This window comes from Polaromonas sp. UBA4122 (genome assembly GCA_002381615.1).
GTDB lineage: Bacteria > Pseudomonadota > Gammaproteobacteria > Burkholderiales > Burkholderiaceae_C > Polaromonas.
In genome coordinates this window covers 1-4645 of sequence record DFWY01000127.1, presented here as the reverse complement: position 1 = coordinate 4645, position 4645 = coordinate 1, and the positions used below count along the sequence as shown (strand labels likewise).

At 54.2% G+C, this 4645-nt stretch carries 6 protein-coding genes and 2 pseudogenes; 4 read left to right on the top strand and 4 right to left on the bottom strand.

What is annotated here, in order from left to right:
* A pseudogene (locus tag B3F77_RS15655) lies at positions 1 to 572 on the top strand (arsenic resistance protein); the annotation flags it as partial.
* Here B3F77_RS15655 and B3F77_RS15650 read toward each other — a convergent pair.
* Positions 538 to 1005: a TniB family NTP-binding protein gene (locus B3F77_RS15650; protein WP_293605843.1), complete on the bottom strand. Its 468-nt coding sequence runs from the start codon at positions 1003 to 1005 to the stop codon at positions 538 to 540. The pseudogene B3F77_RS15655 and the gene B3F77_RS15650 overlap by 35 nt on opposite strands.
* Positions 1005 to 1325: a TniB family NTP-binding protein gene (locus tag B3F77_RS21040; protein ID WP_414703022.1), complete on the bottom strand. Its 321-nt coding sequence runs from the start codon at positions 1323 to 1325 to the stop codon at positions 1005 to 1007. The genes B3F77_RS15650 and B3F77_RS21040 overlap by 1 nt, the downstream gene beginning before the upstream one ends.
* A gap of 328 nt (positions 1326 to 1653) precedes the next feature.
* On the opposite strand from B3F77_RS21040, the gene B3F77_RS15640 reads away from it, so the two are divergent.
* The 3 genes and pseudogenes from B3F77_RS15640 to B3F77_RS15630 all read left to right on the top strand — a co-directional run.
* Positions 1654 to 1866 carry an antitoxin MazE family protein gene (locus B3F77_RS15640; protein WP_293605841.1) on the top strand — a complete coding sequence of 71 codons (213 nt, stop codon included), beginning with the start codon at positions 1654 to 1656 and terminating at the stop codon, positions 1864 to 1866.
* On the top strand, positions 1863 to 2186 hold the full coding sequence (locus B3F77_RS15635; protein ID WP_293605840.1) for a type II toxin-antitoxin system PemK/MazF family toxin: 324 nt from the start codon (positions 1863 to 1865) through the stop codon (positions 2184 to 2186). Before B3F77_RS15640 ends, B3F77_RS15635 begins: the two co-directional genes overlap by 4 nt.
* A gap of 154 nt (positions 2187 to 2340) precedes the next feature.
* Positions 2341 to 2454, top strand: a pseudogene (locus B3F77_RS15630) (IS6 family transposase); the annotation flags it as partial.
* Positions 2455 to 2516: 62 nt separating this feature from the next.
* On the opposite strand, the gene cynS reads toward B3F77_RS15630, so the two are convergent.
* Complete coding sequence (cynS, locus tag B3F77_RS15625; protein ID WP_293605839.1) at positions 2517 to 2960, bottom strand: cyanase; 444 nt, start codon at positions 2958 to 2960, stop codon at positions 2517 to 2519.
* A 469-nt stretch (positions 2961 to 3429) separates the two neighbouring features.
* Positions 3430 to 4488: an IS110 family transposase gene (locus B3F77_RS15620; RefSeq protein ID WP_293605838.1), complete on the bottom strand. Its 1059-nt coding sequence runs from the start codon at positions 4486 to 4488 to the stop codon at positions 3430 to 3432.
* Positions 4489 to 4645: the final 157 nt, after the last annotated feature.

Below are 4645 nucleotides of genomic sequence, written 5' to 3'. Positions count from 1 at the left end.
TCCTTGGCTTCCGTTATATTGGCGGTCGTTCCCATAATGGACATCCTCTTTGCACTTGCTCAGTCTACGCCGGATTGCGTGCACGCGTCGCGCTCGACTTCCAATGGTCGAATTCCGGCAGAGGTTTCATAATTGGTGTTCTTCAGTCTCTGCTGGGCCGCAGGCTTAATAATCTGCTTCTCTTTCGCTCGTCATTGTCAGCGCTGTCTGAGTTTCCCTGCTTGGCAGCAGGTTTCAATATGACTTGCCTCCCCATCCTGATTCAGGTGTTCTTTAACTCCGCATTGGCCTATTTTCTCAATCGGGCAGTAGGTGAGAAGCACAACATCGCCTGTCCATCAGCACTGATTGGTGCCTCGAACTTCTTTGAACTGGCTGTCGCGGCCGCCATTAGCCTGTTCGGATTCAACTCCGGAGCTGCTTTGGCCACCGTGGTGGGAGTGTTGATTGAAGTTCCGGCGATGCTGTTGGTGGTGTACCTCGTTAATAACAGAAAGGACTCGTACGAGAGCGGCCACAAGGTCGTCAAAGGAACCCTTACAAGTTTTGCGTTTTTGAGTCCAATGGGGTAAGTTTGTAGATGCCGTTGGCCGCCGCCTGGTCAATCAGGTCAGCGCTGATGTATTCAGTTCTCTGGCGGATCGCCAACACTGCGGCCTGCGTCAGCAAGATCGTGACCTTGCCAGTCAAACCGCTACTCAAACCCATGAGTTTCTGAATGATGGCCTTGTCGGCCAGTGGCGACGGTTTTTCCAGGGGCAGCAGCCGGCTAAAGCTCACCACGAATTCCCGAAACTCCGGGCTTTCGCGCCACTTCGGCAAGGAAAAGGGTTCGAACCGGGAGGCAATCTGAGTATCGGTCTGCATGGCATACAGCGCCTCACTGGTGCCCAATGCCACGATCGGCATGCGCAATTCATTGCTGATGAATTTGAGCTGCTTCAGCAGTTGACGCTGTTCGCGAACCGAACCGGCCAATAAATGATGGACCTCGTCGATGATCATCAACTTTGGCGGCCAGCGGCTGGCGGCTGGCGGTGCAGCAGGCGCAGTCCGAGCAACTCCATATCGGTACCGCGGTGATTGACGGGCGGCTGAACACCCAGGCCTTCGATGATCTTGGCGTACAACTTGTTGTCGCAAGGGTTTGCAGGCATTTGAAGGTGAGCCGTTTTACGGATTTCAACCTCATTGAACTCATTGCATATGTTTGGGTGATCGCGAACAAACTTTTCGACAATCATGGTCTTGCCAATATTGCTGTCACCGTACAGCAGCATGCAAGGCATACGCCCGCTGGGCGGATGATTCAGCAAGTGCTCCATTCTGGCAAGCGCCTCATTGCCTCGGGAATACGCTACCCACTTGGGTGTTGCGGCCGACGACCTTTTGACCCAGGCTGCCGACTTTGACTGCCCCTGGGCAAAGTGGTTGAAATCGTTGCACCGAGCGGGTTTTCCGACCGAGGGGGTGGGTCAGCGGAAATCGGCAGCCTGGGTCAATTTAGCATCGGCGCTAACAACGCATGACTCGGGGCCTGATTGATTCGCCATTTCTTACCAGTATCAAACTTTCATCGACTATCATTCTTCAAGTATTGTGTTACATGAAACAATGGGTTAAGATGTTGCATGTAACAAATGGAGTGTGATTATGGGAGCATCGATATCAGAGCGGGTTCAAAAGCATCGCGACGGTCTGCGTGCCGCCGGACTGCGCCCAGTGCAAATCTGGGTTCCGGATACGCGACGTGAAAACTTTGCTTTGGAATGCCGTCGACAGTCCCAGCTTGTCAAAAATGATCCCCAGGAGTCTGAGATCCTGGATTGGCTGCATGCAGCTGCTGATACTGAAGGGTGGAAATGAGGCGTGGCGACCTAGTCACCATTGCGCTTCAAGGTGACTATGGGAAACCGAGGCCTGCGCTGATCATCCAGTCAGACCTCTTTAGTGAACACCCTTCTGTGACGGTTCTTCCGGTGACAGGGGAGTTGAGAGCAGCTCCCCTGTTTCGGATCCAGATTGAGCCTAATGAAACAAATGGTCTGCAAAAGCCGTCTGACGTGATGGTTGACAAGGCGCAGTCGATTCCACGCGAGAGAATCGGTGGCGTTTTTGGGCATGTGTCTGAAGAAGAAATGCTGGCAGTCAGCCGTTCGCTGGCCGTGTTCCTTGGCGTTATCTGATCAACCGGGCAGGCGCCAGATGCAGGCCTGCCACGCCGCCCTACCCAGGGACTTGTGAGCCAGGGCAGGTGCAGGGCGTGCGCTCACGCACCGAACTGCTCAAAGATCACAGCCGGCGCATCATCTTTGGCCTGCAATCCTTTGGCGAAGGCATCGTATCATCATTGCTGGCATTGAGACCATGCACATGATCCGCAAGGGGCAGCTGGACTACCCCGCTAGCTCAACCATCTCCTCAGCTAAGCAGTTTTACACCCTGGCAATTTGATCCCTAGACCAACGAAGCAACAATTCTCGGCCACACTCCACCATTGCGGAAAAACCGTATTTTCAGTACTGCTTGTAAGGCAAAAACTTGCCTGACAGTACCACGTTGACACGATCGCCTTTTGGGTCGGGCTGGCGCTCGATGTTCATGCTGAAATCAATGGCACTCATGATGCCGTCGCCAAATTCTTCGTGGATCAGTTCCTTTATGGTGGTGCCATAGATACTGACGATTTCATACCAGCGGTAGATCAATGGATCGGTGGGCACGGGTGTGGGCAGCGAGCCCTTGTAGGGCACCACTTGCAGCCACTTTTGCTCTTCGGCGTTGAGGCCAAAGATCTTGCCGACGATCTTGGCCTGGGAGGCGTCCAGCGTCATCTGGCCGAGACAGGCGGCCGTGACCCACTCCTTGCTCAGGCCTACTTTTTTGGCCACATCTTCCCATTTGATACCCTTGGACACTTTGGTGGTGATGATTTTTTCCGTGATGTCGTTGCGGTTCATGTTGACTCCGTTGTTTGAGGTGAGGTTGAAAGTATCGGGGGAAAAGGCTTGGTGAGAGGCTCAGTGCGCCCCAGCGGGCTTCTCTGCATGTGAAATCGCGTTGAATCATGCCAGTTTGTCCACCTTCTTGATGGAATCGATTTATCCTAAATCCGGCTACAGGGACTTCCCACGAAGTCAAGCACTGGTTGTCGATGGTTTCATCCTTGGTGACGGTATTTTCTCCATTGGCGTGAAGTGAAGCTGCATTCAAACGAGGAACAGACTGCACATCTACAGACGGTCTTGTTGCACTATATCGTGCGGACCCAGATACGAACCGCTCAGCGAGACTCCATTCAGTTACCGTCGCCACCGCAATTGGTGCGACATCGGATTTATCGAGTTTGCCCGCTGCCGGTCTGACCTGTTGACTGCATCTACGAAATCACGTCTTGCAAGAAAAACTATCGCCCATTTGGAAAAACGTTTACATGACAGCACCTGCCGATGCTGGCTTCACACTGACGTGGTTGGCGTCAAAGGGTTTGCCCCTGGCAAACACCGCCCGCAGAATGCGCGCATTCTTGTTGGCCAACGCCACCACCGCCTTTTGCCAGCCTGCCTTTTCACGTAACCGGTGTGCCCACTTGGAGATGGGGTCATCGCGCTTGTGAGTCGTCATGATTGCGGACTTGGCACCCTGAATCAGCAACATGCGTACATACATGTCGCCGCGCTTGGTGATCCCACCCAAATTATTTTTGCCGCCGCTGGAATTTTGCCGCGGCGTCAGGCCGAGCCAAGCACCAAACTGCGCGCCGTTCTTGAACTGCTTGAAGTCGCCCACCGTGGCTACTACAGCCGATGCAGTCACCGGACCAATACCCATGAGCTGTGTTGCGGCCTTGGCCTGCTCGTCATCTTTGAGGTGAGCGGCGATGCGCTGGTCACACCATTGAATATGATCATCCAACTCTTTCCACTGCCCCTGCGCGCGTTCGATGACCAAGCGGGCGATCCCTGACAGTTCATTTTCAGCATTTTCGATGATGGTGCTGAGCACTTCACGCAGTGCCTTGGGGCTTTGAGCAAACACCAATCCGAACTCGGCCAACAAGCCGCGAATGCGGTTGATGCAGGCCGTGCGCTCAGCCTTTAAGCCTTCGCGTAGCCGGTGCACGCACAGCATACCTTGTTGGCTAATCGTCTTGATTGGCACAAAACGCATCGAAGGACGCGAGGCAGCTTCACAAATGGCTGCAGCGTCATTGGCATCGTTCTTCCCGCCTTTGCCTTGCATCCGGTAAGGCGATACCAGATGGGCGGCGATGATGCGCGCATCCAGCCCCAAGGTAAGCAGCCGACGGGCCCAGTGATGGGCACTGGAACTGGCTTCCATCGCAATCAGACACTTGGCAGGTAGCTGCACACACCAGGCGAAAAATTTGTCGCGCGACAATGGCCTGTTTGTCACAACTTTGCCGCCGGCGTCGACAGCATGAACTTGAATGACATGCTTTGCCAAAGGCGTTGTTGCACGGATCACGCTGAAGACGAGGTTACCCCAACCCCAGAGCGGCTTATGCCGCCACGGTTAAAGTGCGGACGGAGTTCGGGCGTCCAGCACCCAGGGTTGTGTCGCAATAGCGATGTCGGACAATCTGAGCCATGCATGATTTCCGTAAAAGTTTGGTCAATAGCGC

What these genes read in the sequence shown, in the direction of transcription:
- B3F77_RS21040 (WP_414703022.1), bottom strand. Translation starts at nt 1,325, where the DNA reads ATGGAGCACTTGCTGAATCATCCGCCCAGCGGGCGTATGCCTTGCATG.
- B3F77_RS15650 (WP_293605843.1), bottom strand. Translation starts at nt 1,005, where the DNA reads ATGATCATCGACGAGGTCCATCATTTATTGGCCGGTTCGGTTCGCGAA.
- B3F77_RS15640 (WP_293605841.1), top strand. Translation starts at nt 1,654, where the DNA reads ATGGGAGCATCGATATCAGAGCGGGTTCAAAAGCATCGCGACGGTCTG.
- B3F77_RS15635 (WP_293605840.1), top strand. Translation starts at nt 1,863, where the DNA reads ATGAGGCGTGGCGACCTAGTCACCATTGCGCTTCAAGGTGACTATGGG.
- cynS (WP_293605839.1), bottom strand. Translation starts at nt 2,960, where the DNA reads ATGAACCGCAACGACATCACGGAAAAAATCATCACCACCAAAGTGTCC.